Annotated in this window: 25 protein-coding genes and 1 pseudogene; 17 read left to right on the top strand and 9 right to left on the bottom strand. The window is 71.2% G+C overall.

The window, feature by feature from the left end:
* Positions 1 to 60: 60 nt before the first annotated feature.
* Positions 61 to 264, bottom strand: coding sequence for a cold-shock protein (locus STBA_RS14715; RefSeq protein ID WP_077059682.1), 204 nt, complete (start codon positions 262 to 264; stop codon positions 61 to 63).
* A 233-nt stretch (positions 265 to 497) separates the two neighbouring features.
* On the opposite strand from STBA_RS14715, the gene STBA_RS14710 reads away from it, so the two are divergent.
* From STBA_RS14710 to mqnC, 3 genes are read left to right on the top strand one after another with little or no spacing between them, the layout of a single operon-like run.
* On the top strand, positions 498 to 1367 hold the full coding sequence (locus tag STBA_RS14710) for a menaquinone biosynthesis protein (RefSeq protein WP_171987713.1): 870 nt from the start codon (positions 498 to 500) through the stop codon (positions 1365 to 1367).
* Positions 1355 to 2989, top strand: a complete 1635-nt coding sequence (locus tag STBA_RS14705) for a serine/threonine-protein kinase (RefSeq protein WP_077059680.1) — start codon at positions 1355 to 1357, stop codon at positions 2987 to 2989. The genes STBA_RS14710 and STBA_RS14705 overlap by 13 nt, the downstream gene beginning before the upstream one ends.
* A gap of 53 nt (positions 2990 to 3042) precedes the next feature.
* Positions 3043 to 4239, top strand: a complete 1197-nt coding sequence (gene mqnC, locus STBA_RS14700) for a cyclic dehypoxanthinyl futalosine synthase (RefSeq protein WP_077059679.1) — start codon at positions 3043 to 3045, stop codon at positions 4237 to 4239.
* A gap of 34 nt (positions 4240 to 4273) precedes the next feature.
* Here the strand turns inward: mqnC and STBA_RS14695 are convergent, their stop codons facing one another.
* From STBA_RS14695 to STBA_RS14675, 5 genes are all read right to left on the bottom strand, one after another.
* Complete coding sequence (locus STBA_RS14695; RefSeq protein WP_077059678.1) at positions 4274 to 5614, bottom strand: sugar ABC transporter substrate-binding protein; 1341 nt, start codon at positions 5612 to 5614, stop codon at positions 4274 to 4276.
* Between the two features lie 21 nt (positions 5615 to 5635).
* Entirely contained in the window at positions 5636 to 6586 is a 951-nt protein-coding gene (locus tag STBA_RS14690) for a carbohydrate ABC transporter permease (protein WP_079251924.1), read from the bottom strand.
* A gap of 11 nt (positions 6587 to 6597) precedes the next feature.
* Entirely contained in the window at positions 6598 to 7512 is a 915-nt protein-coding gene (locus tag STBA_RS14685) for a sugar ABC transporter permease (RefSeq protein ID WP_171987712.1), read from the bottom strand.
* 126 nt (positions 7513 to 7638) lie between these two features.
* Positions 7639 to 8100 (bottom strand): hypothetical protein, encoded by a 462-nt coding sequence (locus STBA_RS14680; protein WP_077059677.1) that lies wholly within the window; start codon positions 8098 to 8100, stop codon positions 7639 to 7641.
* Positions 8101 to 8110: 10 nt separating this feature from the next.
* Positions 8111 to 8533 carry a DUF4279 domain-containing protein gene (locus tag STBA_RS14675; RefSeq protein ID WP_079251922.1) on the bottom strand — a complete coding sequence of 141 codons (423 nt, stop codon included), beginning with the start codon at positions 8531 to 8533 and terminating at the stop codon, positions 8111 to 8113.
* Between the two features lie 273 nt (positions 8534 to 8806).
* Between STBA_RS14675 and STBA_RS37795 the strand changes: the two genes are divergently transcribed.
* Positions 8807 to 8980 carry a hypothetical protein gene (locus STBA_RS37795; RefSeq protein WP_171987711.1) on the top strand — a complete coding sequence of 58 codons (174 nt, stop codon included), beginning with the start codon at positions 8807 to 8809 and terminating at the stop codon, positions 8978 to 8980.
* 33 nt (positions 8981 to 9013) lie between these two features.
* Here the strand turns inward: STBA_RS37795 and STBA_RS37790 are convergent, their stop codons facing one another.
* Entirely contained in the window at positions 9014 to 9358 is a 345-nt protein-coding gene (locus tag STBA_RS37790; RefSeq protein ID WP_077059675.1) for a hypothetical protein, read from the bottom strand.
* A gap of 95 nt (positions 9359 to 9453) precedes the next feature.
* On the opposite strand from STBA_RS37790, the gene STBA_RS14665 reads away from it, so the two are divergent.
* Both STBA_RS14665 and STBA_RS14660 read left to right on the top strand, forming a co-directional pair.
* On the top strand, positions 9454 to 10155 hold the full coding sequence (locus STBA_RS14665) for a demethylmenaquinone methyltransferase (RefSeq protein WP_077063329.1): 702 nt from the start codon (positions 9454 to 9456) through the stop codon (positions 10153 to 10155).
* A gap of 45 nt (positions 10156 to 10200) precedes the next feature.
* On the top strand, positions 10201 to 11469 hold the full coding sequence (locus tag STBA_RS14660; protein ID WP_077059674.1) for a geranylgeranyl reductase family protein: 1269 nt from the start codon (positions 10201 to 10203) through the stop codon (positions 11467 to 11469).
* 151 nt (positions 11470 to 11620) lie between these two features.
* Here STBA_RS14660 and STBA_RS14655 read toward each other — a convergent pair whose 3' ends face one another.
* Complete coding sequence (locus tag STBA_RS14655; protein ID WP_077059673.1) at positions 11621 to 12454, bottom strand: C40 family peptidase; 834 nt, start codon at positions 12452 to 12454, stop codon at positions 11621 to 11623.
* 250 nt (positions 12455 to 12704) lie between these two features.
* Positions 12705 to 13484, bottom strand: a complete 780-nt coding sequence (locus STBA_RS14650) for a TSUP family transporter (protein ID WP_077063328.1) — start codon at positions 13482 to 13484, stop codon at positions 12705 to 12707.
* A gap of 323 nt (positions 13485 to 13807) precedes the next feature.
* Between STBA_RS14650 and STBA_RS14645 the strand changes: the two genes are divergently transcribed.
* The 11 genes and pseudogenes from STBA_RS14645 to nuoK all read left to right on the top strand — a co-directional run bounded on the left by STBA_RS14645 (position 13808) and on the right by nuoK (position 24665).
* Entirely contained in the window at positions 13808 to 14167 is a 360-nt protein-coding gene (locus tag STBA_RS14645) for an NADH-quinone oxidoreductase subunit A (protein WP_077059672.1), read from the top strand.
* Between the two features lie 16 nt (positions 14168 to 14183).
* Positions 14184 to 14738: an NADH-quinone oxidoreductase subunit B gene (locus STBA_RS14640; RefSeq protein ID WP_077059671.1), complete on the top strand. Its 555-nt coding sequence runs from the start codon at positions 14184 to 14186 to the stop codon at positions 14736 to 14738.
* Positions 14739 to 14790: 52 nt separating this feature from the next.
* Positions 14791 to 15519 (top strand): NADH-quinone oxidoreductase subunit C, encoded by a 729-nt coding sequence (locus STBA_RS14635; protein ID WP_077059670.1) that lies wholly within the window; start codon positions 14791 to 14793, stop codon positions 15517 to 15519.
* Positions 15519 to 16856, top strand: coding sequence for an NADH-quinone oxidoreductase subunit D (locus STBA_RS14630; protein ID WP_077059669.1), 1338 nt, complete (start codon positions 15519 to 15521; stop codon positions 16854 to 16856). The genes STBA_RS14635 and STBA_RS14630 overlap by 1 nt, the downstream gene beginning before the upstream one ends.
* Positions 16853 to 17707, top strand: a complete 855-nt coding sequence (nuoE, locus tag STBA_RS14625) for an NADH-quinone oxidoreductase subunit NuoE (protein ID WP_077059668.1) — start codon at positions 16853 to 16855, stop codon at positions 17705 to 17707. The genes STBA_RS14630 and nuoE overlap by 4 nt, the downstream gene beginning before the upstream one ends.
* A pseudogene (gene nuoF, locus STBA_RS14620) lies at positions 17704 to 19058 on the top strand (NADH-quinone oxidoreductase subunit NuoF). The gene nuoE and the pseudogene nuoF overlap by 4 nt, the downstream one beginning before the upstream one ends.
* Complete coding sequence (locus STBA_RS14615) at positions 19055 to 21523, top strand: NADH-quinone oxidoreductase subunit G (protein ID WP_077059667.1); 2469 nt, start codon at positions 19055 to 19057, stop codon at positions 21521 to 21523. The pseudogene nuoF and the gene STBA_RS14615 overlap by 4 nt, the downstream one beginning before the upstream one ends.
* Positions 21523 to 22881 (top strand): NADH-quinone oxidoreductase subunit NuoH, encoded by a 1359-nt coding sequence (nuoH, locus tag STBA_RS14610; RefSeq protein WP_077059666.1) that lies wholly within the window; start codon positions 21523 to 21525, stop codon positions 22879 to 22881. The genes STBA_RS14615 and nuoH overlap by 1 nt, the downstream gene beginning before the upstream one ends.
* Positions 22874 to 23485: an NADH-quinone oxidoreductase subunit NuoI gene (gene nuoI / locus STBA_RS14605; protein WP_077059665.1), complete on the top strand. Its 612-nt coding sequence runs from the start codon at positions 22874 to 22876 to the stop codon at positions 23483 to 23485. The genes nuoH and nuoI overlap by 8 nt, the downstream gene beginning before the upstream one ends.
* The gene (locus STBA_RS14600; RefSeq protein WP_077059664.1) at positions 23482 to 24369 is read left to right on the top strand and encodes an NADH-quinone oxidoreductase subunit J; all 888 of its coding nucleotides are present in this window, start codon (positions 23482 to 23484) and stop codon (positions 24367 to 24369) included. The genes nuoI and STBA_RS14600 overlap by 4 nt, the downstream gene beginning before the upstream one ends.
* Positions 24366 to 24665 carry an NADH-quinone oxidoreductase subunit NuoK gene (gene nuoK / locus STBA_RS14595; protein ID WP_077059663.1) on the top strand — a complete coding sequence of 100 codons (300 nt, stop codon included), beginning with the start codon at positions 24366 to 24368 and terminating at the stop codon, positions 24663 to 24665. The genes STBA_RS14600 and nuoK overlap by 4 nt, the downstream gene beginning before the upstream one ends.
* The last annotated feature ends 9 nt before the right edge of the window (positions 24666 to 24674 follow it).

The following is a 24674-nucleotide window of genomic DNA, read 5'->3' as shown; positions in this document are numbered from 1 at the left end:
CGGCGGGGCGGGGGCTTCGGCGCTTACGTGGTCCGTCCTGCGGCCGGGTGGCTGCTGGCCTCAGACGACGGTGACATTCTCCGCCTGCGGGCCCTTCGGGCCCTGGGTGACGTCGAAAGTCACGGCCTGGCTCTCCTCAAGAGAGCGGAAACCGTTGGCATTGATTGCGGAGTAGTGAACGAAGACATCGGGGCCGCCGCCATCCTGGGCGATGAATCCAAAGCCCTTCTCGGCGTTGAACCACTTGACGGTTCCGGTAGCCATAAGCCCTCCCTGGGCCTAAAAAGGGTCGCCCTGCTCCAGAACCCACATGAAGCCTGAAAACGACGAAAGCCCGCGGTCACATGCTCCGCAGGCTCGTACTGCAAGGGAAACCAAACTGCAACTCGCTGTGAGCCTAGCACGCGCTGTGCACGGCCGGAAGAGGAAAGATCACCCCCGGAGGGGGTCCTTCCCTGGCCGCTGGCTCGCATGCCCTGAGGCGTACCCTCCGAAGGGTGACTACACACCACCGGTTCCGCCCTCGTGTCGGCCACATCCAGTTCCTCAACTGCCTCCCCCTCTACTGGGGCCTCGCCAGGAGCGGCAGTCTGCTGGACCTGGAGCTGACGAAGGACACCCCGGAGAAGCTGGGGGAGCGTCTGGTGAACGGTGAGCTGGACATCGGCCCGGTGTCCCTCGTGGACTTCCTGGACCATGCGGACGAGCTGGTCGCGCTCCCGGACATCGCCGTCGGCTGCGACGGCCCCGTGATGTCGTGCGTGATCGTTTCTCAGGTTCCGCTGGACCGCCTCGACGGGGCGCGCGTGGCTCTGGGCTCCACCTCCCGCACCTCCGTGCGCCTCGCGCGGCTGCTGCTGGCCGAGCGGCACGGCGTCGCCCCCGACTACTACACCTGCCCGCCCGACCTCGGGCTGATGATGCAGGAGGCGGAGGCCGCCGTCCTCATCGGTGACGCGGCGCTGCGCGCCTCGCTGCACGACGCCCCGCGGCTCGGTCTTGAGGTGCACGACCTGGGGCGGATGTGGCACGAGTGGACGGGGCTGCCGTTCGTCTTCGCCGCCTGGGGCGTGCGCCGCGACTACCTCGCGCGCGAGGAGGAGACGGTGCATCAGGTCCACCGGGCGTTCCTCGACTCGCGCGACCTGTCCCTCGCCGAGGTCGGCAAGGTCGCCGAGCAGGCCGCCCGCTGGGAGGACTTCGACGCCGAGGTGCTCGAACGGTACTTCACGACGCTCGACTACCGGCTCGGCCGGCGGCAGCTCGAAGGCGTCACCGAGTTCGCCCGCCGCGTCGGCCGGGCGGAGGACGCCGGGCGCGTCGCCCTCCTCGACGCCTCACCGGGGACGCGCCCGTGGAGCCGCTGAGCGCGGACGATCCGCGGCGCATCGGCACCTACCAGGTGATCGGGCGGCTGGGCAAAGGCGGCATGGGCCGGGTGTACCTGGGCCGCAGCGCCGGGGGCCGGACGGTCGCGATCAAGGTGGTGCACCCGCACTTCGCGGCGGACGAGGCCTTCCGGGCCAGGTTCGCCAGGGAGGTGGCCGCGGCCCGACTGGTCGGCGGGGACTGGACGGCGCCGGTGCTCGACGCCGATCCGGCGGCCGACGTGCCGTGGGTGGCGACCGGCTACGTGGCGGGTCCGGACCTGCACGGCGCGGTCCAGGCGCACGGGCCGCTGCCGCGGCGCAGCGTCATGGCCCTGGGCGCGGGCCTCGCCGAGGCGCTGGCCGCCGTGCACGCACGGGGTCTGGTGCACCGGGACGTCAAACCGTCCAACGTGCTGCTGTCCCTGGAGGGGCCGCGGCTGATCGACTTCGGGATCGCGCGGGCCAGCGAGGCCACGGCCCAGCTGACGGCGACCGGGGTGACGGTCGGCTCGCCCGGCTACATGGCGCCCGAACAGGTGGTGGGCGGGCAGGTGGGCCCGGCGTCCGACGTGTTCTCCTTCGGCGCGGTGCTGGCGTACGCGGCGGGCGGGCGCGCGCCGTTCCCCGGGGACACCCCGGCGCAGCTGCTGTACCAGGTGGTGCACGAGGAGCCGCGGCTGGACGGGGTGCCGGAGTGGCTGCGCGGTCTGGTCACGGCCTGTCTGGCGAAGGACGCCGCGGCGCGGCCCGCGCCGCGGGAGGTGGCGCTGGCGTGCGCGGGCGAGGGAGGCGCGGCGGCCCTGGTGGCGCCGGGCTGGCTGCCGCAGCCGGTGGTGGAGGACGTCAGCCGCCGCGCGGTCGCGCTGCTGAACCTGGAGGCCACGGCGCCCCCGCCCGCGCAGAGCCAGTACCCGACGCCGCCTCCCACACCGACACCCACACCGACACCCACGCCCGCCCCGACGCCGCCGCCGGTGACGCAGCCGTCGACGCCGTACGGGCCGCCGGTACCCGCCGCGGGACCGTATGCGACGCAACCGGCGGACCACCCGCCGCAGTGGCCCACCCCGCCGTACGTGACGCAGTCCGCGACGCCGCCGCCCGCGCCCCGGCGGCGGTCGCGGCGGTGGCTGATCGTGCCGGCCGCGGCGGTCGCCGTGGCCGCGCTGGTGGCCGCCGCGTTCCTGACGGGGCTGGTGGGCGGCTCCGGCGAGGAGGGCGGCAGCGGTGGCACCGGGGGGAATGGCGGGAACGGGGGGGACGGCGAGGGCACGGTGCCCGAGGAGTTCATCGGCGACTGGTCGGGCGACATCCGTATCGGCGGCATGTCCATGGGGCCCCTGGACGTCACGCTGGAGCAGGGCGCGGTCGGCGAGGAGGTCGGGACCGTGCAGTCCTCGGACGTCATGGGCCTCTCGCGCTGCGTGGACCGGCTGACGCTCGCCGAGGCGGGCGCGGACGAGCTGACGTTCGACTCGCTGATCGACCAGGAGGAGTCGCGGGGCGGCGACGGGGTGTGCACGCAGGAGCCGGGGCGGGTCACGCTGACGATCGACGAGCAGGGCGTGATGCACTACCGCAGCGACGAGCTGGAGGGGGAACTGCACCAGTTGCGGTGAACGGGGGTGACGTACGCTGGTCCGGCCGCTGTCGTGAGGAAGGGATCGCACCCATGGGGCAGAGCGCCGGGCTTCGACACGTGCTCGACCGCGCCGCGGAGGGCGGGCGGATCAGTCCCGAGGAGGCGCTGGACCTGTACCGTTCCGCGCCCCTGCACGCCCTGGGGCGGGCGGCGGACGCCGTGCGCCGGCGGCGCTACGCGGGCACGGAGCACATCGCCACGTACATCATCGAGCGCAACATCAACTACACCAACGCCTGCGTGACGGCCTGCAAGTTCTGCGCGTTCTACGCCGCGCCCAAGAGCGACGGCGTGTGGACCCGGGACCTGGACGACATCCTGCGGCGCTGCGCGGAGACGGTGGCGCTCGGCGGCACCCAGATCATGTTCCAGGGCGGCCACCACCCGGACTACGGAGTCGAGTACTACGAGCGGCACTTCGCGGCGATCAAGAAGGAGTTCCCCCAGCTGGTGATCCACTCCCTCGGCGCCTCCGAGGTGGAGCACATGGCGCGGATCTCCGGGGTGACCGCCGAGGAGGCGATCCGCCGCATCCACGCCGCCGGGCTCGACTCGTTCGCCGGCGCGGGCGCCGAGCTGCTGCCCGCCCGCCCGCGGAAGGCCATCGCGCCGCTGAAGGAGTCGGGCGAGCGCTGGCTCGAGATCATGGAGTCGGCGCACCGGCTGGGCGTCGAGTCCACCTCGACGATGCTGATGGGCACCGGGGAGACCAACGCGGAACGGATCGAGCACCTGCGGATGATCCGCGATGTGCAGGACCGCACCGGCGGCTTCCGCGCGTTCATCCCGTACACCTACCAGCCGGAGAACAACCACCTGAAGGGCCGCACGCAGGCCACCCTTTTCGAGTACCTGCGGATCATCGCGATCGCGCGGATCTTCCTCGACAACGTGGCGCATATCCAGGGCTCGTGGCTGACCACGGGCAAGGAGGTCGGCCAGCTGTCGCTGCACTACGGCGCCGACGACCTGGGCTCGGTGATGCTGGAGGAGAACGTGGTCTCCTCGGCCGGGGCGAAGCACCGGTCGAACCGGCTGGAGCTGCTGCACCTGATCCGCGCGGCCGGCCGCGTTCCGGCGCAGCGCGCCACCACCTACGAGCACCTGGTGGTGCACGAGGACCCGGCGCAGGACCCGGTGGACGACCGGGTGGTGTCGCACCTGTCCTCCACGGCGATCGAGGGCGGCACGGCTCACCCGGAGCTGAAGGTCGTCGCGGCCAACTGAGGCCGGTGCCCCCGGCCGGTGCACCGGCCGGACCTCACCGGAACAGGTCGTTGATCTCCTCGTTCACCCCCGTCAGCGAGTCGACCGGGGCCCGGCCCGACATCACCGCCTCCAGGGCGGGCACCATGAGGGCCGCGATGTCACCGGCGTTGCCGGTGATGGGGAAGAGGAACGTGGTGCCGTCCTCGACGTGGTCGGTGAACGGGGACACGTCGATGCCGTCCTCGGCGAACTCCTCCTGCGCCGTCTCCCACGCCTCGGTGATGGCGGGAAAGACCACCTGGTGCTCCCCGACGACCCGCTGGCACGCAGGGGACGCCAGGTAGCTGACCCACTGCCAGGACGCCTCGGGGCTGTCCGTGCCGGCCCAGATGGAGTCGGCGAGTCCGTTGAACATGCTGGCGCGGCTGCCGGTGGGGCCCACCGGGGTGGGGGCGATGCCCGCGTTCAGGCCCTCGTAGCCGAAGATCGAGCTGGTCATCCAGCTGCCGTGGGTGATGAGGGCGGCGTTGCCCGCGGCGAGCTGGTCGGGGGACTCCAGGCCGGTCTGGGCGGCGAGGCTCGGCATGTAGCCCTTGTCGACCAGGCCCTTCCACCAGGCGATGGTCTCCTGGAACGCCGGGTCGTCGTAGTTGAACGCGGTGCCCCACGGGTTGCGGTCGGTGGCCTGCCAGCCGTTGGCGACGGCGTACATGGACCACTGCGTCTGGCCGTGGTTGTAGTCGACGGGCATCTCCAGCCACAGCCCGTAGGTGCGCACGTTGTTCTTGTCGAAGCCGGGCTCGTCGCCGCGCACGCCGTTGTCGTCGACGGTGAGGCGGGCGATGACGTCCTCGTAGGTGCCGCCGTCCTCCGGGTTCCAGGTGAGGCCGTTCAGCTGTTCCTCGGTGAGGCCTGCCGCCTCGGTCATGTCCTTGTTGTAGAAGAGGCCGACGGCGTCCCAGTCCTTGGGCAGGCCGTAGCGGTGGCCGTCCTCGCCGATCCACAGGTCGGCCAGGCCCTCCTCGTAGATGCCGAGCGGCAGTTCGTCCCGTTCGACGTAAGCGTCGAGCGGGAGCAGCAGGTCGCGCGTGACGTACTCGGGATAGCGCGAGAGGTGGTCGGTGAAGACGTCGGGGGCGGATTCGGAGACGAAGCCGAGCGTCAGGCCGGTCCAGTAGTTGTCCCAGCCGCGCTGCTCGATCTCGATGTCGATGTCCGGGTGGGCGGCCTCGAAGTCGTCGGCGCACCGCTGGTAGGCGGGCTGCTGGTTGGCGTCCCACAGCCAGTACGTGACCGTTTCCGAGCCGCCGTCCGCGCCCGCGCCGCCACCGCAGGCGGCCAGGACGAGGGCGCCGGCCGCCGCGCCGGCCGTCCATGCGCGGGTCTGATGCATCGCTGCCGCACCTCCTACTTCCTACTTCATGCCGGTGAACTGGATGGAGTTGACGATCTTCCGGCCGAAGGCGAGGAAGAGGAGCATGGTCGGCACCGCGGCCACCAGGCTGGCCGCCATCAGCCCGGCCCAGTCGGGCCCGGTCTGGGGCGTCGCGGTGCGGAACGCGGCGAGCGCGACGGTGAGCGGCCGGACGCTCTCGTCCTGGCCGACGAGCTGCGGCCAGAAGTACTCGTTCCACGCGTTGATGAACGTGAGGATGGCGAGCGTGACCATCGGCGCGGCACTCATCGGCAGGATGATGCGGAAGAAGATCCGGAAGTAGCCGGCGCCGTCGATCATGGCGGCCTCCTCCATCTCGCGGCTGATGCCGAGGAAGAACTGCCGCAGGAAGAACACCGCGAACGGCGTCATGAAGAAGAACGGCGCGACGATGCCGGGGTAGGTGTTGAGCAGGCCGAGGTTCTTGATCAGCACGAAGTTCGGCAGCATCGCGAAGACCGGCGGCACCATCAGCGCGGTGATGAACGCGAAGAACACCTTGTCGCGGCCCGGCCAGCGCAGGCGCGCGAACGCGTAGGCCGCCAGCGCGCTGAAGAAGACCTGGCCCACGGTGATGGCCGTGGAGATGATCACCGAGTTGCGCAGGTAGGTCCAGAACTCGAGGGACGCGCCGGAGCCGCCCTCCGCCTGCGCCTCCTCGGTGGTCGCCGTGCCGAGCACGCGCTCGAGCGGCCCCCAGGTGAAGTCGATGGGCAGCGGCGAGTCCGGATCGGTGAACAGCGTGCGGTTGTTGGACAGCGCGGTGCGCAGCATCCACAGGAACGGCGCCAGGCTGATGACGATGAAGAGGAACAGGACGAGCCAGGCCAGCAGGCGGCCGGCACTCCGGCGCGGCCGCCCGCCCGGCCCGTCTCCCGGCGCGCCGGAACCGGCGGGGTCGCCGGTGGCCGGCTGCACGACAGCGGTCATCGTGGCCTCCTTCAGGACTGGTCGGACTCGCCCGCGCGCAGCAGCTTGAGCTGCGCGAAGGCGACCCCGGCGAGGATGAGGAACAGGACGACCGAGATGGCCGAGGCGTAGCCGAAGTCGAAGCGGGTGAACGCCTGGTCGAAGATGTAGTACTGGATCACGCGGGTGGCGTCGACGGGACCGCCCTGGGTGGTGACGGCGACGGTGTCGAAGATCTGCCAGGAGCCGATGACGGTCAGCACCAGCACCAGCGCGAGCACCGGCCGCAGCAGCGGCAGCGTGATGCGGAAGAAGATGCGGAACTCGCCGGCGCCGTCCACGGCCGCCGCCTCGTACACGTCGCGGTTGATGGTCTGGAGCCCGGCGAAGATCAGCAGGGCCGTGTAGCCCATGTGACGCCAGACGTTGATGCCCGCGATGGTGGGGATGGCCCACGCCTCGTCGCCGAAGAAGCCGATGGCGTCGATGCCGACCCAGCCGAGCATCTGGTTGATGATCCCCAGGTTGTAGTCGGCCATCCAGTACCAGACCAGGGCGACGACGACGTTGGAGATGAGGTAGGGCAGCAGGATGAGGCCGCGGATCACGGTGGAACGGGTCAGCCGGTGGAGGAGCACGGCGAGCGCGAGCGCGACGACGGTCTGCACCCCGATGTTGAGGACGACGTATTTCAGGGTGACCCACAGGGAGTTCCAGAAGACGTCGTCCGTCAGCAGCCTGCGGTAGTTGTCGAGGCCGGAGAAGTCCGGCGCGGTGAGCAGGTCGTAGTCGGTGAAGCTGAGGTACACGCCGCGGACGGTCGGCCAGGCGTAGAAGGCGATGAAGCCGAGCAGGGCGGGCGCCAGGAAGATGAGCGCGACGCCGGTCTCCCTGCCGCGCCATCGGGGGGCGGTCTCGCGTTCACGGACACCTCGGGCGACGGCCACGGCACGCACCTCCTTGTGCTCACGGGAACTCAGGCCGTGGTCAGCGGCTTGTTGAGTCGTGAGCGGAAATGTTGTCGCCGGGCCTCTGCGCGGTCAAGGCCGCGTACCTTCGGCTTTACCGCAGCGTTATGTGCGCGCCGGGCGTGCGAGGGAGTCGAGGAACTCCTCCGTCCCGTTGCCCGCGGCCGACTCCGTCGTGAACGACAGCGGCAGGCCGAGCCCGGCCACGCGGGCCAGGATCTCCCCCGGCACCGTCAGCCGGCGGCCGCGGTCGATGCCGCCCGCCACGTTGATCTGTACCCGGTGCCCCTCGGCGCGCAGCGCCGCCAACTCCCCGATGAGCGGCGCGACGCGGGGCAGCAGCGCGCCCAGCGCCCCGGGGACGTCGTCCCCCGCGGTGCGCAGCGCCCAGCAGCCGACGCCGCCGCGGAACCGCGCTCCTGCGTCGGCGTCCGCGGAGCGGCTGAAGTCGGGGGGCGTGCCGAGCCGTTGCGTGAGGTCGTCCGGATTCAGGTCGCTTTTCGTGATCAGGAGGGTCGCGGTGAGCGATTCCCAATGGTCCGCACCGTGCGCGGTGCTGCCTGACATGACCCTTCCCCTATCGCTCGCTGCCGCTCACGCGCAGCTCCAGCGGAATGCCGAGCGACGCAATGCGCAATGCGGTTTGCGGCATGATTTCGAGAACTGACCCGTTGCCCACGAATCCGAAGGCCGTGAGCGTCACCTCGTGCCCCTCCGCGGCCAGTTCGTGCAGGACCCCGGCGCGCTCCTCGACCGCGTCCACCACGCGGTCGATCTGCTCGGGCAGCCCCAGGGCCGCGGTCGAGCACTGGTAGAGCCACAGGCCGGACGTGTCCCCCGCGGAGCGCAGGCGGGCGGGCCCTGGCAGCCGGGTGGCCGTCGGATCGAGGCCCAGCCGGGCCGTGACCGCCTGCGGGTCGAGATCGTCCTTGCGCACGACGAGCGTGGCGTCGGTGTCCGCCCATTTCCGTTCGGCATAGGTGTAACTCGCAGTAGTCACCGTGAAATCCTATCGCGCGTTTCCGGCAGGGAATCGCGCCGTTTTTCCGCCACCGTGACGCATTTTCGAAGGCGCCCCTACCGCCCTCGTGGCGCCCCGCATAAAGTGCGGGCTTTCGCCCCCGCTCCCCCGGGCGGGACGAAGAGTCACCACCTCCCCAGTAAGTCATACGCCGCACGACCGCTCAATACGGATTTCGTCACAGGGCTGTCGCAATCGCGCACGCGGCCCGGCCGAGGTGCGGAAGGCCGGGGCCTGCGGTCACATGGCCCCATGGACGACTTCATCGACGCCTGGACGAGACGGCTCCTCGCGAGCGCGGGCGGCGCCCTCGACGAGCGGACCGCGCGGGGCCTGGTCGCGGAGATCTACCATGCGGCGGCGCTGCGCGAGGTCGACGCCTACGAGGAGGGCGTGGCGCGCCTGGAGGCGGAACGCGAGGAGTGACCGGCGCGCGGCAGCCGCGGGGCGCCGCGGCCCTCAGGCCGGGAAGGTCACCGGCAGGCCGCCGAGCAGGCCCCCGATCACCTCGCCCGGCAGCTCGCGCGCCGATGCGCCGCGGGTCAGCGGGCCGGTGACGACATCGGTGCCGAGCGCGGGGAAGTCGGCCACCTGCGTCCGCACCCCGTTCGCCAGCGGGTCGCTGCCCGTTCCGGCGAGGGGGTCGAGCTGGAGGTCGAGGGCCGGGTCGAGGGCCGCCTCCGTCGAGCCGGCCACGATCGGGACGATCTGGGGCACGGGCGAGGCCGCCGCGCTGCCCGCGGACGCCAGCACGGCACCGGCCGACACGCCGGCCAGGCCGAGGGCACGGGAAAGCTGAGTCATGGCACGCACGGTAGTTGACCGGGCGCGCAGGGTTCACCCCGGGATTCGGCAAGTCGCCCGATCGGCGTAATCGGGCATCGGGGAGAATGGGCACCGTGACTCGTGCCTCACTGGACAAGCAGCCCCGCGAAGTCGCCGCGATGTTCGACGCCGTGGCGGCCCGTTACGACCTCACCAACGACGTGCTGGCGCTCGGGCAGAACCGCCGCTGGCGCAAGGCGGTGGCGCGGGCCGTGGGGGCGCGGCCGGGGGAGACCGTGCTCGACCTGGCGGCCGGAACGGGCACCTCGGCCGAGCCGTTCGCCGCCCGCGGGGCGTTCACCGTGCCGTGTGACTTCTCCCTGGGGATGCTGACGGAGGGCAAGCGGCGCAAGCCGTGGATGCCGTTCGTCGCCGGGGACGGGACGCGGCTGCCGTTCCGGGACGGCGCCTTCGACGCGGTGACGGTCTCCTTCGGCCTGCGGAACGTGCAGGACACCGAGGCCGCGCTGCGCGAGCTGCTGCGGGTGACCGCACCCGGCGGGCGGCTCGTGGTCTGCGAGTTCAGCCACCCCACCTGGGCGCCGTTCCGCACCGTGTACACCGAGTACCTGATGCGGGCGCTGCCGCCGGTCGCCACGCGCGTGTCGAGCAGCCCCGACGCGTACGTCTACCTCGCCGAGTCCATCCGCTCCTGGCCCGACCAGGCCGGTCTCGCCGGGCGGTTGACGCGGGCCGGCTGGTCCCGCGTGGCCTGGCGCAATCTGACGGGCGGCATCGTCGCCCTGCACCGGGGCGTCAAACCCCGCGGTGCATAGACTTCCCGCAACCCCTGACACGCCCTTTCGAATGGGAGAGCCAACGTGGCCGAGACCGCTGATGTGATCGTCGTCGGGGCCGGACCGGCCGGTTCGGCGACCGCATTCCACCTCGCGCAGGCCGGACTTGAGGTGGCGCTGCTGGAGAAGACCGCGTTCCCGCGCGAGAAGGTCTGCGGCGACGGCCTGACGCCGCGGGCGGTGAAGCAGCTGGTGGCCATGGGCATCGACGTGTCCGAGGAGGCCGGCTGGCTGCACAACAAGGGCCTGCGCGTCATCGGCGGCGGGCAGCGGCTCCAGCTGGACTGGCCCGAGCTGGCGTCCTACCCGGACTACGGCCTGGTCCGCAAGCGGGACGACTTCGACGAGCAGCTGGCGCGCGCCGCCCAGAAGGCGGGCGCGCGGCTGTACGAGCGGTGCAACGTGTCGGGTCCGGTCCGCGACGAGCGCACCGGCCGCATCACGGGCGTCGAGGCGAAGCTCGGCGACGAGAAGAAGCGCGTCACGTTCACGGCGCCCGTCGTCGTGGCCGCCGACGGGAACTCCTCACGGCTCTCGCTCGCGATGGGGCTGCACCGCAGCCCCAAGCGGCCCATGGGCGTGGCGGTGCGCACCTACTTCACCTCGCCGCGCCACGACGACGACTACCTGGAGTCCTGGTTCGAGCTGTGGGACCGCAGGGCGGACAAGGACCGGCTGCTGCCCGGCTACGGCTGGATCTTCGGCATGGGCGACGGCACGTCGAACGTCGGCCTCGGCGTGCTCAACAGCTCCTCCTCGTTCAAGGAGCTGGACTGGCGCGAGGTGCTGCGCACCTGGTGCGAAACGCTCCCGACGGACTGGCAGTTCACCCCGGAGCACATGACGGGGCCGATCCGCGGGGCGGCGCTGCCGATGGCCTTCAACCGCAAGCCGCACTACGCGCGCGGGCTGATGCTGGTCGGCGACGCGGGCGGCCTGGTGAACCCGTTCAACGGCGAGGGCATCGCCTACGCCATGGAGTCCGGGCGGATCGCGGCCGAGGTCGTCAGCCAGGCGCTGGCGCGGCAGACGCCCGCGCAGCGGGAACTGGCGCTGCGGGGCTACCCGAAGGTGCTGCGCGACACCTACGGCGGGTACTACTCGCTCGGCCGGGCGTTCGTGCAGCTGATCAGCAACCCGACGATCATGCGGGTGGCGGCGGACCGGGGGCTGAGCCACCCGGTGCTGATGCGCTTCCTGCTGAAGCTGCTGGCCAACCTGACGGACCCGACGGGCGGCGACGCGATGGACCGCGTGATCAACGGCCTGACGAAGGTGGCGCCGCGGGCCTAGCCGCGTGAAGGTGGCGCCGCGGGCCTGGCCGCGTGAAGGTGGCGCCGCGGGCCTGGCCGCGTGAAGGTGGCGCCGCGGGCCTGGCCGCGTGAAGGTGGCGCCGCGGGCCTGGCCGCGCACGAGCGGCCCGCGGCGCCACCGGTCGTGGGCTCTACAGGACGCGGACGGCTCCGGTCGGGGCGTCCCAGCCGAGGTCGTGTTCGGCCACGCCGGTCGAGGGGTTCTGGGCGCCGATGAACGTGCCGTTCCCCGTGTAGACGGCCACGTGGTAGGCGCTGCCCGCGCCGCCCCAGTAGAGGATGTCGCCGGCCTGGAGCGCGTCGAGCGACACCTGGGTGCCCAGCACCGACTGTTCGGCGGCGGTGCGCGGCAGCGTGACGCCGACCTGCGCGTAGGCGGCCTGGACCAGGCCGGAGCAGTCCCAGGAGCCGGGGCCTGAGGCGCCCATCACGTAGCCGTCGCCGAGCTGCGCGCGGACGAAGTCGACGATGGCGCTCCCGCTCCCGCCGCCGCCCGAGGTGGCGGGAGCCTCCCCGGCCGCGGCGAACGTCGTGGCCTCTGCCGCGGCCTCCGCGGCCGCCGCCTCCTCGGCCGCCTGGGCCTCTGCCGCGGCGGCCTCCTGGGCGCGGCGCTCGGCCTCGGCGCGGCGCTCCGCCTCCTCGGCGGCCGCGCGGCGCTCGGCGGCGGCTTCCTGGGCGCGGGAGACGACGCGGTCCTGCGCGCGCTGCCAGTTGTCCTGGGTGACGGCTTCGCTCGCGTACGCCTGCGTCGCGCGGGCCGCGCGGTCGGCGTGGGCGAGTGCCGTGTCGAGCACCGGGAGTTCGCCGGTGGACTCGGCGGGCTTCTCGTCGGCGGAGGCGGGGGTCGTGGCGCCGGTGACGGCGACCGTGCCCACGACGCCGGAGAGGACGCCGCCGCGTATGAGGCTGCTGGTGCGGGAGGCCCGGGGTTTTCGGTGCCGTCCTTGATAACGGATTGGGGACATGGAGATAACGGCTATCAGTACCTGGTGGTTGATCTCAATCAACGTGTGATACGCCACAGTCGGCGTGTACGCGGCGAGTTGCTGAGGCATATGCCCGAAGTGCCGTTTGTTACGGGCGTGGTCGCCTTCCGTGGAGACGTCCCCTGCCCAGCACGTTGTCCGGATTGTCCGGGCGTCGGGCGGTGCCTATCACGCGGTGGGCGGCCCCATCAACGTCCGGCCCCGGCCACCGCTCCCGCCGTGGCGCACGTCACGTCCCCCACTGGTCCCAGGCGAGCCGGGCCACGAGGCCCGCGACGACCACGAGCAGGACGACGCGGACGAAGCCGCTGCCCCGCCGCAGTGCCATGTGGGCGCCCACCCAGCCGCCCGCCATGTTGAACAGCGCCATCCCCGCGGCGAGTCGCCACAGCACCGTTCCCCCGGCGGCGAAGACGGCCAGGGCGCCGAGGTTTGTGCCGACGTTCACGACCTTCGCGGTGGCGGAGGCCGTCAGCAGGTTCATGTGCAGCAGCGCCACGAGCGCGATCACGAGGAAGGTGCCCGTGCCGGGCCCCAGGATGCCGTCGTAGAAGCCGATGCCGACCCCCACCACGAGGAGCGCCGCGGCGGCCCTGCGGCGCGAGGGAGTGCCCCCGGGGGAGGCCGTGCCGAACTGCGGGCGCAGGAAGACGAATGCGGCCACCGCGAGCAGGGCGACCATGATCAACGGTTGCAGGACACGTTTGTCCACCGCTGATGCAAACAGTGCGCCGCCGCCCGCGGCGGCCAGCGCGACGGCGCCGAGACGCAGCGCGAGCCGCACGTCGACCGGCGCCCTGCGGGCATAGGTGACCGCCGCGATGGACGTACCGGTGACCGCAACGGCCTTGTTGGTGCCGAGCGCGTAGGTCGGCGAGACGTCCGGCAGGCCGATGAGCAGGGCCGGAAGCTGGAGCAGGCCGCCGCCGCCGACGACCGCGTCGATCCAGCCGGCGAGCCCGGCGGCGATGCACAGCAGGACGGCCGTCGTGAACGTTATGTCTGACACCGGCCCGACCTCTATCACCGGGTGGTCCCGGATGCGAATTTGCTCGCCCACGCTGCGTGGTGGTACAGAACGCGATCGTGCGGCCGCCCCGATCATGCCCGAATCGGCGCTTCGTACGCGATCGGCCACCATGGGTGAAACGTCCGGCCCCAGGGCGGCTTGATCGACTTGGTCGGGTGGGAGAGATCACAAGATTGTTAGGCGACCCCGTGTCGAAGGTCACAGGCATCGCAGCATAGGATGCGGGAAGCCTTGTGAACTGACTCACATAGCGATGATCACAGTGATAAGCAGTCGCCGTCGACTGGAAGGAGCGAGCTGCGGTGAACGCGTACGTTCCCATCCTCGTGCTGGGTGCCCTCGGGGCCGCCTTTGCCGTCTTCTCCGTGGTCGTGGGGGCGGTGACCGGTCCCAAGCGCTACAACCGGGCCAAGCTTGCGGCCTACGAATGCGGAGTCGAGCCGACCCCGCAGCCGGTCGGCGGCGGGCGGTTCCCCGTCAAGTACTACCTGACGGCCATGCTGTTCATCATCTTCGACATCGAGATCGTCTTTCTCTATCCCTGGGCCGTGCAGTTCGACTCGCTGGGGATGTTCGGTCTGGTGCAGATGCTGATTTTTGTCGCCCTCATCGGCGTCGCCTACGCCTACGACTGGCGTCGAGGAGGACTCGAATGGGACTGAGAGAGAGGCTTCCCTGATGGGTCTCGAAGAGAAGCTGCCCAGCGGTTTTCTGCTGAACACCGTCGAGAACCTGGCGTCGCTGGCCAGGAAGTCGTCCGTCTTCCCCGCGACGTTCGGTCTCGCCTGCTGCGCCATCGAGATGATGACCACCGGCGCCGGCCGCTACGACCTGGCGCGCTTCGGCATGGAGGTCTTCCGCGGTTCGCCGCGGCAGGCCGACCTGATGATCGTGGCCGGCCGCGTCAGCCAGAAGATGGCCCCGGTGCTGCGCCAGGTCTACGACCAGATGCCGAACCCGAAGTGGGTCATCTCCATGGGCGTCTGCGCCTCCTCGGGCGGCATGTTCAACAACTACGCGATCGTGCAGGGCGTCGACCACATCGTCCCTGTCGACATCTACCTGCCCGGCTGCCCGCCGCGTCCAGAGATGCTCATGGACGCGATCCTCAAGCTGCACGAGAAGATCCGCGGCGAGAAGCTCGGCGTCAACCGCGAGCAGGCGGCCCGCGAGGCGGAGGAGGCGGCCCTCAAGGCGCTGCCGACGATCGAGATGAAGGGGCTCCTGCGATGAGGTGCGCTCGGCGCGCGGCCGTGGGCGAAGCCGTGGAGGAAAGGGTGCTGCCGTGAGCGGCGACGAGCAGGTGAACGGGAACACAAGCACAAGCGGACCGCCGGCGCAGCGCGCGGACGCGGGCGAGCCCATCGCGCGGCGGCGCGGCATGTTCGGCGCCAACAACGGCGGCGACACCACCGGTTATGGCGGCCTGACGCGGACCGTGCACATGCCGGGCGCCTCCTCCCGGCCGTACGGCGGGTACTTCGACGAGGTCGCGGACGAGCTCGAAGGCGCGCTCGAGGAGCAGGGCACCGATCCGGAGGCCGCGATCGAGCGGACGGTGGTGGACCGCGGGGAGATCACTTTCCACATCGCCCGCGAGCACCTGCCGCAGGTCGCCCGCACGCTCCGCGACGACCCGGCGCTGCGCTTCGAGCTGTGCACCGGTGTCAGCGGCGTGCACAACCCGCACGACACGGGCCGCGAGCTGCACGCCGTCTACCACCTGCGGTCGCTGACCCACGGGCGCCTCATCCGCCTGGAGGTCAGCGCCCCGGACAGCGACCCGCACGTGCCCTCGATCGTCGACATCTACCCGACGAACGACTGGCACGAGCGGGAGACCTACGACTTCTTCGGCCTCATCTTCGACGGGCACCCCGCGCTGACGCGGATCATGATGCCCGACGACTGGCAGGGCCACCCGCAGCGCAAGGACTACCCGCTCGGCGGCGTACCCGTCGAGTACAAGGGCGCCCAGATCCCGGCACCCGACCAGCGGAGGTCGTACAGCTGATGACCACACACGCGACCCGGCCCGCGGGGGCCAGGGAGACGACGGAAGGCACGGTCTACACCGTCACCGGCGGCGACTGGGACGAGGTCGCCCGGGAGGTGGCCGACCGCGCCGACGACGAGAAGATCATCGTCAACATGGGGCCCCAGCACCCCTCCACCCACGGCGTGCTGCGGCTCATCCTGGAGATCGACGGCGAGACCGTCACCGAGGCCAGGGCCGGCATCGGCTACCTGCACACCGGCATCGAGAAGAACCTCGAGTACCGGACCTGGACGCAGGGGCCCACCTTCGTCACGCGCATGGACTACCTCACCCCGTTCTTCAACGAGGCGGCGTACTGCCTGGGCGTGGAGAAGCTGCTCGGCATCACCGACGACGTCCCCGACCGGGCGTCGATCATCCGCGTCCTGCTCATGGAGATCAACCGGCTGTCCTCCCACTTCGTGGCCTTCGCCACCGGCGGGATGGAGCTGGGCGCCTCCACGGTGATGATCTACGGCTTCCGCGACCGTGAAGTATGCCTGGACATCTTCGAGCTGATCACCGGTCTGCGGATGAACCACGCGTTCATCAGGCCCGGCGGCCTCGCCCAGGACCTGCCGCCCGGCGGAATCGACGCGCTGCGCGAGTTCGTGAAGAAGATGCGCAAGAACCTGCCGGAGTACGACAAGCTCTGCACCGGCAACCCGGTCTTCAAGGCCCGGCTGAAGGACGTCGGTTACCTCGACCTGACCGGCTGCCTCGCGCTCGGCGCCACAGGACCGGTCCTGCGCTCCGCGGGACTGCCCCACGACCTGCGCAAGACCGACCCCTACTGCGGCTACGAGACCTACGACTTCGAGGTCCCGACGACCGACACCTGCGACTCCTTCGGCCGCTTCCTGCTGCGTCTTGAGGAGATGCACCAGTCGCTGCGGATCGTCGAGCAGTGCATCGACCGGCTCGCCGAGCCCGGTCCGGTCATGGTCGCCGACAAGAAGATCGCCTGGCCCGCGCAGCTCGCCCTCGGACCCGACGGCCTGGGCAACTCGCTCGACCACATCAGGAACATCATGGGCACCTCCATGGAAGCCCTGATCCACCACTTCAAGCTGGTGACGGAGGGCTTCCGGGTCCCGCCGGGACAGGTGTACACGGCGGTGGAGTCGGCCAAGGGCGAGTTGGGGGTGCACCTGGTCAGCGACGGCGGCACGCGCCCCTACCGGGTCCACTTCCGCGATCCCTCCTTCACCAACCTCCAGTCCATGGCGGCGATGTGCGAAGGCGGCATGGTCGCCGACGTCATCGTCGCCGTGGCATCCCTCGACCCCGTGATGGGAGGCGTCGACAGGTGAGCGCCCACGAGACAGCGCGCGGGGACGTCCAGCTCGGAATCCCGCCGATGCCCGCGCCGGACTACCCGCCCGAGGTGCGGACCCGGCTGGAGACGGACGCGGCGGAGGTGATCTCCCGCTACCCCGACAGCCGTTCCGCCCTGCTGCCGCTGCTGCACCTCGTGCAGTCGGAGGAGGGCCACGTCACCCGCACCGGCATGCAGTTCTGTGCCGACGTGCTCGGGCTGACCACGGCCGAGGTGACCGCCGTCGCCACGTTCTACTCGATGTACCGGCGCCGCCCCTCGGGGGACTACCAGGTCGGCGTCTGCACCAACACGCTGTGCGCGGTGATGGGCGGCGACGCCATCTTCGGCGCGCTGCGCGAGCACCTGGGCGTCGGCAACGGCGAGACCACCGCCGACGGCAAGGTCACCCTGGAGCACATCGAGTGCAACGCGGCCTGTGACTTCGCGCCGGTCCTGATGGTCAACTGGGAGTTCTTCGACAACCAGACCATCGAGTCGGCCAAGCGTCTCGTCGACGACCTGCGCGCGGGCAACGAGGTGATCCCGACCCGCGGCGCCCCGCTGTGCGACTTCAAGCAGACCGCCCGCGTCCTGGCCGGCTTCCCCGACCAGCGCCCCGGCTCGGTCGAGGCAGGCGGCAGCGCGGGGCCCGCCTCGCTCGTCGGCCTGAAGCTGGCCAAGGGCGAACGCGGCCCCGAGACCGTCGTCTCCCCGCGCCACCCCGAGGTGCCGCACGAGGAGCCGGTCACGACGCACGCCAGCCGCCACGACGCGCCGCAGCCGAGCTCGGCCTCCGACCCGCACCACCCCGCGGGGCCGGTGACCGAGGGGGATGAGTCATGACAGAAGCAGTTGACCGGACCAGCCCGGAGAAGCTCCTCACCCCGGTGCTCTCCGCGTTCTGGGACGAGGACGAATCCTGGACGCTGGACGTCTACCGGGCGCACGGCGGCTACCGCGGTCTCGCGAAGGCCCTGGCCATGCCGCCGGACGACGTGATCGCCTACGTCAAGGAATCCGGGCTGCGCGGACGCGGCGGCGCCGGCTTCCCCACGGGCATGAAGTGGCAGTTCATCCCGCAGGGCGACGACAAGCCGCACTATCTCGTCGTCAACGCCGACGAGTCGGAGCCCGGCACCTGCAAGGACATCCCGCTGCTCCTGGCGAACCCGCACTCCCTCGTCGAGGGCATCGTGATCGCCTGTCACGCCATCCGCTCCAACCACGCGTTCATCTACCTCCGCGGCGAGGTCGTCCCCGTGCTGCGCCGCCTGCACGCGGCGGTCGCCGAGGCATACGCCGCGGGCTACCTCGGCAAGGGCGCCCTCGGCGACGGCGGCGACCTGGACATCACCGTCCACGCCGGCGCGGGCGCCTACATCTGCGGCGAGGAGACGGCGCTCCTCGACTCCCTGGAGGGCCGCCGCGGCCAGCCGCGCCTGCGGCCCCCCTTCCCCGCGGTCGCCGGCCTCTACGCCTGCCCCACCGTGGTGAACAACGTCGAGTCCATCGCGTCCGTTCCCGCCATCATGGACCGCGGCAAGGAGTGGTTCCGCTCCATGGGCAGCGAGAAGTCGCCCGGCTTCACGCTCTACTCCCTCTCGGGCCACGTCGCCCGCCCCGGCCAGTACGAGGCGCCGCTCGGCATCACCCTGCGGGAGCTGCTCCAGCTCGGCGGCGGATGCGGCCGGGGCACCGGCTCAAGTTCTGGACGCCGGGCGGGTCCTCGACCCCCATGTTCACCGAGGAGCACCTCGACGTCCCCCTCGACTACGAGGGCGTCATGGGCGCCGGGTCGATGCTGGGCACCAAGGCGCTCCAGTGCTTCGACGAAACGACGTGCGTGGTGCGGGCCGTGACCCGGTGGACCGAGTTCTACGCCCACGAGTCCTGCGGCAAGTGCACACCCTGCCGCGAGGGCACCTACTGGCTCGTGCAGCTGCTGCGCGACATCGAGGCCGGCAAGGGGCTGCTCAGCGACCTCGACAAGCTCGCCGACATCGCCGACAACATCAACGGCAAGTCCTTCTGCGCCCTCGGCGACGGTGCGGCCGCCCCGATCTTCTCGTCGCTGAAGTACTTCCGCGACGAGTACGAGCGCCACGTCACCGGCGGCGGCTGTCCGTTCGACCCGGCCAAGTCCACCGCCTGGGCGGACGAAGGCTCCACCGCTCACCAGGAGGTGAACGCATGACGGCGCAGCAGGATGCCGACCTGGTGACGCTGACCATCGACGGCATCGAGCTCTCGGTGCCGAAGGGGACCCTGGTCATCCGCGCCGCCGAGCAGCTCGGCATCGAGATCCCGCGGTTCTGCGACCATCCGCTGCTCGACCCGGCCGGCGCGTGCCGGCAGTGCATCGTGGAGGTCGAGGGCCAGCGCAAGCCGATGGCCTCCTGCACCATCACGTGCACCGACGGCATGGTCGTCAAAACCCACCTCAGCTCGCCCGTCGCCGAGAAGGCGCAGCGCGGGGTGATGGAGCTGCTGCTCATCAACCACCCGCTGGACTGCCCGGTCTGCGACAAGGGCGGCGAGTGCCCCCTGCAGAACCAGGCGATGTCCACCGGCGACCCGGAGACCCGGTTCGACGGCGTCAAGCGGACGTTCGACAAGCCGGTGCCCATTTCCACGCAGGTGCTGCTCGACCGCGAACGGTGCGTGCTGTGCGCCCGGTGCACCCGCTTCTCGCAGCAGATCGCCGGCGACCCGATGATCGAGCTGCTGGAACGCGGCGCGCTCCAGCAGGTCGGCACCGGCGAGGGCGACCCGTTCGAGTCGTACTTCTCCGGCAACACCATCCAGATCTGCCCGGTCGGCGCGCTGACCTCGGCCGCCTACCGGTTCCGCTCCCGCCCGTTCGACCTGGTGTCCTCGCCGAGCGTGTGCGAGCACTGCGCGGGCGGCTGCGCCACCCGCACCGACCACCGCCGCGGCAAGGTGATGCGGCGCATGGCGGCCGAGGACCACGAGGTCAACGAGGAGTGGATCTGCGACAAGGGCCGCTTCGCGTTCCGCTACGCGCAGCAGCCCGACCGGCTCACCTCCCCGCTGGTGCGGGACCCGGACACCGGTGAACTCGTCCCGGCCAGCTGGCCGGAGGCGCTGCGGGTGGCGGCCGAGGGCCTCGCCGCGGCCAGGTCCGGCGGCGCCGCGGTGCTGACCGGCGGCCGGCTGACCGTCGAGGACTCCTACGCGTACGCCAAGTTCGCGCGGGTCGCCCTGGGTACCAACGACATCGACTTCAGGGCCCGTGTGCACAGCGCCGAGGAAGCCGCGTTCCTGGCCTCCCGGGTCGCGGGGCACGGTGTCGACCTGGACGGCGGCGGCATCACCAACCGCGCGCTCGAGGCCGCGCCCGCCGTGCTGCTGGCCGGCTTCGAGTCGGAGGAGGAAGCCCCCGGCGTCTTCCTGCGGCTGCGCAAGGCCAACCGCAAGCACGGCATGCGGATCTTCTCCCTCGCCACCCACATCACCCGCGGCCTCGCCAAGACGAACGGCACCCTGCTGCCGGCCGCGCCCGGCACCGAGCCGGCCTGGCTGAACGCCCTGGCGGACGGCGAGGGCCTGACCGGGGCCGGGCAGCGCGCCGCCGCCGCGCTGCGCGAGCCGGGCGCGGTCATCGTCGTCGGCGAACGGCTCGCCGCCGCCCCCGGCGCGTACACCGCAGCCGTCGCCGCGGCGGCGGCCACCGGCGCCGCGCTGGTGTGGATTCCGCGCCGCGCGGGCGAGCGCGGCGCCATCGAGGCCGGCGCGCTGCCCGGGCTGCTGCCCGGCGGCAGGCCGGAGGGCTCCCGGCGGGCGCGCGAGGAGGTCGCCGCCGCCTGGGGCATCGGCGCCCTGCCGGAGCGCCCGGGCCGCGACACCGCGCAGATCGTCGAGGCCGCCGCGGCCGGCGATCTCGGCGCGCTGGTCGTGGCGGGCGTCGAGGTGGCCGACCTGCCGGACCCGGCGCGGGCCCGCGCCGCGCTCGACCGGGTCGCCGCGGACGGCTTCCTGCTCAGCCTGGAGCTGCGCCCCTCGGAGGTCACGGCCCGCGCCCACGTGGTGCTGCCGGTGGCCGCGGCCGTCGAGAAGTCCGGCACGTTCCTCAACTGGGAAGGCCGCGCACGGCAGTTCGCCGCCGCGATCAAGCCGGACCAGATGACGCGCCGCCTGGTGCAGACCGACGCCCGCGCGCTCCACATGCTGGCCGACGCCCTCGACGTGCACCTCGGCCTGCCCGACCTGCCGGCGATCCGCCGCGAGCTGGACGGGCTCGCCGACTGGCGCGGCGAGCTGCCGCTCGGCCCGACCGCGACGCCCACCGAGCCGGTCGGCCCCGGGGAGGGCAGCGCCGTGCTCGCCGGGCACCGGCTGCTGCTCGACCAGGGCGCCCTCCAGATCGGCGACGAGGCGCTGGCCGGTACGCGGCACGCCGCCGTGGCCAGGCTGTCCGCCGCCACCGCCCGCGAGACCGGCGTCAAGGACGGCGACGCGCTGTCCGTCACCGGCCCGGCCGGTTCCGTGACGCTGCCGCTCGCGGTGACGGAGGAGATGCCGGACCGGGTGGTCTGGCTTCCCCTCAACTCGACCGGCGGCGGCGCCCTCGACGACCTGGGCACCGGCCCGGGGAACGTCGTCCGCATCTCTGCCCAGGCTGAGGAGGTGAACGCGTGATGCCGCTCGCGCAGGAGCCCGACCTGTCGGTATTCGGCGACGACCCGCTGTGGCTCGTGCTGCTGAAGGTGGTCTTCGTCTTCGCGTTCGTGCTGGTCACGGTGGTCATCTGCATCGTGATGGAGCGCAAGGTCCTGGGCTGGATGCAGTTGCGCATCGGGCCGAACCGGCACGGCCCCTGGGGCATGCTCCAGTCCCTCGGCGACGCCATCAAGCTGATGCTGAAGGAAGACATCATCCCCAAGGGCTCCGACAAAGCCCTGTTCATGCTGGCGCCGATCCTCGCGGTCATCCCGGCGTTCATGGCGTTCGCCGTGATCCCCTTCGGCCCCAAGGACGATCCGGTCAGCATCTTCGGCACCGAGACCGTCCTCCAGGTGACGGACCTGCCGGTCGCGATCCTGTACGTGCTGGCCACCTCGGCCATCGCGGTGTACGGCACGGTGCTGGCGGGCTGGTCCTCCGGCTCCACGTACCCGCTGCTCGGCGGCGTCCGCGCCACCGCGCAGATCATCAGCTACGAGGTCGCGATGGGTCTGTCCTTCGCGGCCGTCTTCCTCTACTCCGGCTCGATGTCCACCTCGGCCATCGTGGACGCGCAGGACGACCGCTGGTTCATGATCCTGCTGCCGGTGTCGTTCCTGATCTACATGGTGGCGATGATCGGCGAGGCCCACCGGCCGCCGTTCGACATGCCGGAGTCCGAGGGCGACCTCGTCGGCGGGTACCTCACCGAGTACTCGTCGATCAAGTTCGCGTTCTTCATGATGTCCGAGTACGTCCACGTCGTCACCGTCTCCGGACTGATGGTCACCCTCTTCCTCGGCGGCTGGCGCGCACCCGTGCCGCTCAGCCTCTGGGAGGGCGCCAACTCCGGCTGGTGGCCCATGCTGTGGTTCACCATCAAGCTGACCATGGTGATCTTCCTGTTCGTCTGGGTCCGCGCCTCCCTGCCCCGCGTGCGCTACGACCAGTTCATGGTCCTCGGCTGGAAGATCCTCATTCCGATCGCGCTGGTCTGGCTGATGCTGGTGGCCACCGTCCGCGCCATGCAGAACGAGGACTACGCGTTCTCGGACATCCTGATGTGGGTGCTCGGCGGGGTGCTCACGCTGTTGCTGATCTCCTTCGTCGTGGACTTCTTCCGCGACCGTGCCGAGCAGCGCGAGGAGGACGAGCGGGGCGAGGCGCCAGAGCCGGAGTTCGATCCGATGGCGGGCGGCTACCCCGTGCCGCCCCTGCCAGGACAGACTCTGCCGCCCGTGCCGCGCCGCCCGTCCAGGGCGGAGCGGACGACGGCCGGAGTCGCCGCCGACACCGAAGGAAGCCCCGAAGGAAGGGAGGGCGACGATGGCTGAGTTCCGCAATCCCGTGGGCGGCTTCGGCGTGACCTTCAAGGCCATGTTCAAGAAGCGGCTCACGGAGCAGTACCCGGAGGAGAAGAAGCCGACGGCGCCGCGCTTCCACGGCCGCCACCAGCTCAACCGCCACCCGGACGGCCTGGAGAAGTGCATCGGCTGCGAGCTGTGCGCCTGGGCCTGCCCCGCCGACGCGATCTACGTGGAGGGCGCGGACAACACCGAGGAGGAGCGCTACTCCCCGGGCGAACGTTACGGCCGCGTCTACCAGATCAACTACCTGCGCTGCATCCTGTGCGGTCTCTGCGTCGAGGCGTGTCCGACGCGGGCGCTGACCATGACGAACGAGTACGAGCTGGCCGACCGCAGCCGCGCCTCCCTCATCTACACCAAGGAGGAGCTGCTGGCGGGGCTCCAGGACGGCATGGTCGACTCGCCGCACGCGATGTACCCCGGCACCGACGAGCAGTCGTACTACCGCGGCGAGGTGCGCGGCGCGGCGCCCGGCACGGTGCGGCAGCAGGTCACCGGCGAGCAGCTGGCCGAGGACGACGCGGTCGCCGCCGCGACCCGCCTGCACGACCCGTCCGGGGGGCAGGCATGAGCGGGCTCGCCGCGCTCGCCGCGGAGACCTCCACATCGACCGGCGAGGCCGTGCAGTTCTGGCTGCTCGGTCCGCTGGCCGTCGCCGGCGGCATCGGCACGATCATGATGCGGCGCGCGGTGTACTCCGCGCTCTGCCTGGCCGGGACCATGGTGATCCTGGCGCTGTTCTACCTCGCCAACGGCGCGTACTTCCTCGGCATGGTGCAGATCGTCGTCTACACCGGTGCCGTGATGATGCTGTTCCTGTTCGTGCTCATGCTGATCGGCGTGAGCGCGGCCGACTCGCTGAAGGAGACGCTCCTCGGGCAGCGCTGGCTGGCCGCGGGCTGCGGGCTCGGGCTCGGCATCCTGCTGATCGCCGGCATCGGCCAGGCGTCCGTCGGCTCCTTCACCGGCCTGTCCGAGGCCAACGCGGGCGGCAATGTGCAGGGTCTTGCCTCGCTGCTGTTCACCCGCTACGTGGTGGCCTTCGAGGTGACCGGCATCCTGCTGACGATCGCCGCGGTCGGCGCCACGCTGCTGACGCACCGCGAGCGGATCGATCGCACCAAGTCGCAGCGCGAGCAGGCCGAGGAGCGGGTGCGTTCGGGCAAGCAGCTGCCGCCGCTGCCCGCGCCCGGCGTCTACGCCCGGCACAACGCGGTGGACCTGCCCGGGCTGCTGCCCGACGGCACTCCCTCCGAGCTGACCGTCAACAGCACCCTGCGCAGCCGCGGCCAGGTCCGCGAGGTGCACGGGCAGGCGGTGCGGGACGTGGCCGCGCTCGAAGGCCGCACCGCGCGGTATCACGGCCAGCGTTACGTGAACGAGAAGGCGGCGCCCGGCGTCAACGGCTCGGCCGTGGACGAGGCGGAGGCGCCGGCCGAGGAGGACCCCAAGTGAGCCCGGAGAACTACCTCTACCTGGCCGCCCTGCTGTTCACGCTGGGCGCCTGCGGGGTGCTGCTGCGGCGGAACGCCATCGTGGTGTTCATGTCCATCGAGCTGATGCTGAACGCGGCGAACCTGGCGCTGGTCGCCTTCTCCCGCATGCACGGCAATCTCGACGGACAGATCATGGCGTTCTTCGTGATGGTCGTGGCCGCCGCGGAGGTCGTGGTCGGGCTGGCCATCATCGTCATGGTCTATCGCGCCCGTCACTCGGCCTCGGTCGACGACGCCAGCCTGATGAAGCTGTAAGGGGACACA

It is taken from the genome of Streptomyces sp. MP131-18 (assembly GCF_001984575.1).
Taxonomy (GTDB): Bacteria; Actinomycetota; Actinomycetes; order Streptomycetales; family Streptomycetaceae; genus Streptomyces; species Streptomyces johnsoniae.
The sequence above is the reverse complement of the archived record's forward strand: the minus strand, read 5'-3'. Positions and strand labels throughout refer to the sequence as shown.

Bases quoted from the DNA above. Each gene is read 5' to 3' on its own strand.
- STBA_RS14615 (WP_077059667.1), top strand. From the start codon at position 19,055: ATGACGGCGCAGCAGGATGCCGACCTGGTGACGCTGACCATCGACGGC.
- STBA_RS14695 (WP_077059678.1), bottom strand. From the start codon at position 5,614: ATGCATCAGACCCGCGCATGGACGGCCGGCGCGGCGGCCGGCGCCCTC.
- nuoI (WP_077059665.1), top strand. From the start codon at position 22,874: ATGGCTGAGTTCCGCAATCCCGTGGGCGGCTTCGGCGTGACCTTCAAG.
- STBA_RS14680 (WP_077059677.1), bottom strand. From the start codon at position 8,100: ATGTCAGGCAGCACCGCGCACGGTGCGGACCATTGGGAATCGCTCACC.
- STBA_RS14655 (WP_077059673.1), bottom strand. From the start codon at position 12,454: ATGTCCCCAATCCGTTATCAAGGACGGCACCGAAAACCCCGGGCCTCC.
- STBA_RS14600 (WP_077059664.1), top strand. From the start codon at position 23,482: ATGAGCGGGCTCGCCGCGCTCGCCGCGGAGACCTCCACATCGACCGGC.
- STBA_RS14630 (WP_077059669.1), top strand. From the start codon at position 15,519: ATGACCACACACGCGACCCGGCCCGCGGGGGCCAGGGAGACGACGGAA.
- STBA_RS37795 (WP_171987711.1), top strand. From the start codon at position 8,807: ATGGACGACTTCATCGACGCCTGGACGAGACGGCTCCTCGCGAGCGCG.
- nuoH (WP_077059666.1), top strand. From the start codon at position 21,523: ATGCCGCTCGCGCAGGAGCCCGACCTGTCGGTATTCGGCGACGACCCG.
- mqnC (WP_077059679.1), top strand. From the start codon at position 3,043: ATGGGGCAGAGCGCCGGGCTTCGACACGTGCTCGACCGCGCCGCGGAG.
- STBA_RS14640 (WP_077059671.1), top strand. From the start codon at position 14,184: ATGGGTCTCGAAGAGAAGCTGCCCAGCGGTTTTCTGCTGAACACCGTC.
- STBA_RS37790 (WP_077059675.1), bottom strand. From the start codon at position 9,358: ATGACTCAGCTTTCCCGTGCCCTCGGCCTGGCCGGCGTGTCGGCCGGT.
- STBA_RS14715 (WP_077059682.1), bottom strand. From the start codon at position 264: ATGGCTACCGGAACCGTCAAGTGGTTCAACGCCGAGAAGGGCTTTGGA.
- STBA_RS14690 (WP_079251924.1), bottom strand. From the start codon at position 6,586: ATGACCGCTGTCGTGCAGCCGGCCACCGGCGACCCCGCCGGTTCCGGC.